The following is a 2446-nucleotide window of genomic DNA, read 5'->3' as shown; positions in this document are numbered from 1 at the left end:
CCGGTATTCCTGGTAAAAGGAATCCAGATATACATTCGGTGTGATATTGGTGTCCTTTGCGGGAATGACCACCGCCGTCAGTGTCAGCCCGTTCTTCTTTACTACTTCCTGCAGATGGATATTGGCATCCGCATATTTTTCCGGAAGATAGTCCTTCACATTGTCCTTCACATATTCAAAAAAATCTTTTCTGTTCATCATACGCAATTACCCCCTTCTGATCATGTGCTGGTTCATTCTCTTTTTGTTGACTGCCTGCTCTGCTTTTTTCTGGTATGCCATCATTCTCTTGAATGATCTCTCCTGCATTTCTCTCCCTGCCTGCACTGTGTTCATTGTTTTCTTCATATTCTTTACCTGTCCTTTCCTGATTTTTGCTATGATAAAAGGGAGCCTCAAATTAAGGCTCCCTGCTCATATAAGGTTACTATTTTCTTTTTCTCTTTCTTCTGGCTGCCAGAAGTCCGGCAATGCCGCTTACAGATACTGCCAGCAGTACCACCGGAAGCCAGAGATTTGTCTCATCCCCGGTCTTCGGATTACCGGCTGACGGTGTTCCCGGTGTGCCTTCCGTTGTCTGTGGCACTTCCGGCTTGTCATTTGTCAGGTCAAAGGTCACTTCCACAATCGGTGTGCTGTCATCTTTGTAGGCAAATACCACCTCATGCTCGGTCTCATCCAGTGTATATCCATCCAGCGTCTTGGTTTCCACCAGATAATATTTCTTCTCACCGGCAAATTTACCGTCTTTGTACTCAGCGATCTCATAAAGGCTGCTCTCCGCATGACCGGCAGCATCCGTCTTTAAGGTCTCCAGCACCTTTCCTTTGCTGTCACGGAGTTCAAATTCCACGCCTTTTAACGGCTCTCCGGTTTCCTTATCTGTTTTATTCAGGATCACTTTACCTTTTGCGGTATCATCCTTCATAACAACCGTCTGGATCTCACCGGTATCTTTCACTTCAAAGGAGACATCGGCTGTCAGGATAAATCCTTTCGGTGCCTGTTCCTCCCTGAGTGTGTATCTGCCAATCGGCAGCTTCTCCACATAATGCGGCTCCTCTGTGGAAGTCCAGCTTTCCACTACCTGGTCATTTTCATCCAGGATCGTAAGCTTCGCACCCGGAATCTCCTGGTCTCCGGTGATATCTGTCTTGCTGATCTGTACCTTTGTCACATCGTCCTTCATTTCATGCTTCTGGATTTCCGCAGTATTCTCGATGGTAAATTCGATGCTTTCTGCGGTTACATATCCATCTGCAGGTTTGGTTTCTGTCATGGTGTAGGTCTTGCCGACTACCAGTTCTTTGATCACATGGGCTTCTTCTGTGGATACCCATTCATCCACCACATTGCCGTCCTCATCGGTCACTTTCAGGTGGGCACCGGGAAGCTCATCCCCTGTTGTCAGGTCAGATTTTGTCAGTTCCACGGTTGTAGCCTCATTTTCAAAGGTAAAATCATAGCTTACCTCTGCCTGGTCCGCACCGGCATATTCAAAGGTGAAATCCTGTTCCTCATTGGTGGTCACAAAACCATCCGGAGCATACAGCTCTTTCACATAATAGTTTCCGTCTACCGGCAGGTCTGCCGTAAAGGTGATCTGACCGTTTTCATCCGTGGTCTTAAGCTCAATGAGCGTATCTGCTTCCAGCAGGACATCACCGCTGGCATTTTTGATATCCTCCCTTGTAAACAATCCGAAGATACCGCCTGCCAGAACTCGTTCGGTGTCTTTTTCCTTTTTCAGGACGGTCACTTTGACTTTCTGGCGGTTATTCTGCCATGCTTCATCATACGTTACCACCGGGGTATCCTGGTCACGGTAACTTAAATCCACATATCTTGGCTCCCCATCCAGCACATAACCATGGGCAGTTTCTGCCTCTTTCACATAGTATTTTCCAACCGGAAGATCCCCAAGCTGTGCAATACCATTGGTATCTGTGGTAATGGTTCCCACCAGTTCATCTGCTTTGAAGTAATCCTCGCTGACACCATCTGCCGCTTTGATATCTTCAGCGGCATAAACGTGAAAAGTAACTTCGGTAAGGCTTCCGGTGATATACTCAAACAGATGCTCCACCGTGCCTTTTGCGTTATCCAGAAGCGTTACTTTATCCAGGAATTCACCCTTTTTGTTGATGATCAGAAGCCCGGTCGGCACTTCATCCTTCATTTCAACCTTCTGGACATCACCGTTATCCTCAACAGTAAACGTGATATCCGTTGCTTTCAGGTATCCATACGGTGCAAATTCTTCCCGGAGTGTGTAAGTCTCCCCGACTACCAGACGTTTGATCACATGCGGGGCATCCTTAACAGAAGTCCATTCATCCACAACATTCCCGTCTTTATCCAGCACTTTCAGGCTTGCACCATCCAGTTCTGTTCCAGTGGTAATGTCAGATTTTGTGATCTCCACTGTGGTCGGCTGGTTTTTCTT

The 2446-nt window shown here is 47.0% G+C and carries 3 protein-coding genes; all 3 read right to left on the bottom strand.

The window, feature by feature from the left end; all coding sequences use genetic code 11:
- Nucleotides 1–201 (bottom strand): DUF5688 family protein (locus QZZ35_RS11070; protein WP_291237456.1); only part of this gene is annotated, 201 nt, incomplete at its 3' end.
- A gap of 6 nt (nucleotides 202–207) precedes the next feature.
- Nucleotides 208–348 (bottom strand): hypothetical protein, encoded by a 141-nt coding sequence (locus QZZ35_RS11065; RefSeq protein WP_002585002.1) that lies wholly within the window; start codon nucleotides 346–348, stop codon nucleotides 208–210.
- Nucleotides 349–427: 79 nt separating this feature from the next.
- The coding region (locus QZZ35_RS11060; RefSeq protein ID WP_291237455.1) for a SpaA isopeptide-forming pilin-related protein at nucleotides 428–2446 on the bottom strand (2019 nt) is incomplete at its 5' end.

Source organism: Frisingicoccus sp. (assembly GCA_016298055.1).
In the GTDB taxonomy this organism is placed as follows: domain Bacteria; phylum Bacillota; class Clostridia; order Lachnospirales; family Lachnospiraceae; genus Frisingicoccus.
Note: the sequence above shows the minus strand (reverse complement) of the source record. Positions and strands in the feature narration are given on the sequence as shown.

Bases quoted from the DNA above. Each gene is read 5' to 3' on its own strand.
- QZZ35_RS11065 (WP_002585002.1), bottom strand. From the start codon at position 348: ATGAAGAAAACAATGAACACAGTGCAGGCAGGGAGAGAAATGCAGGAG.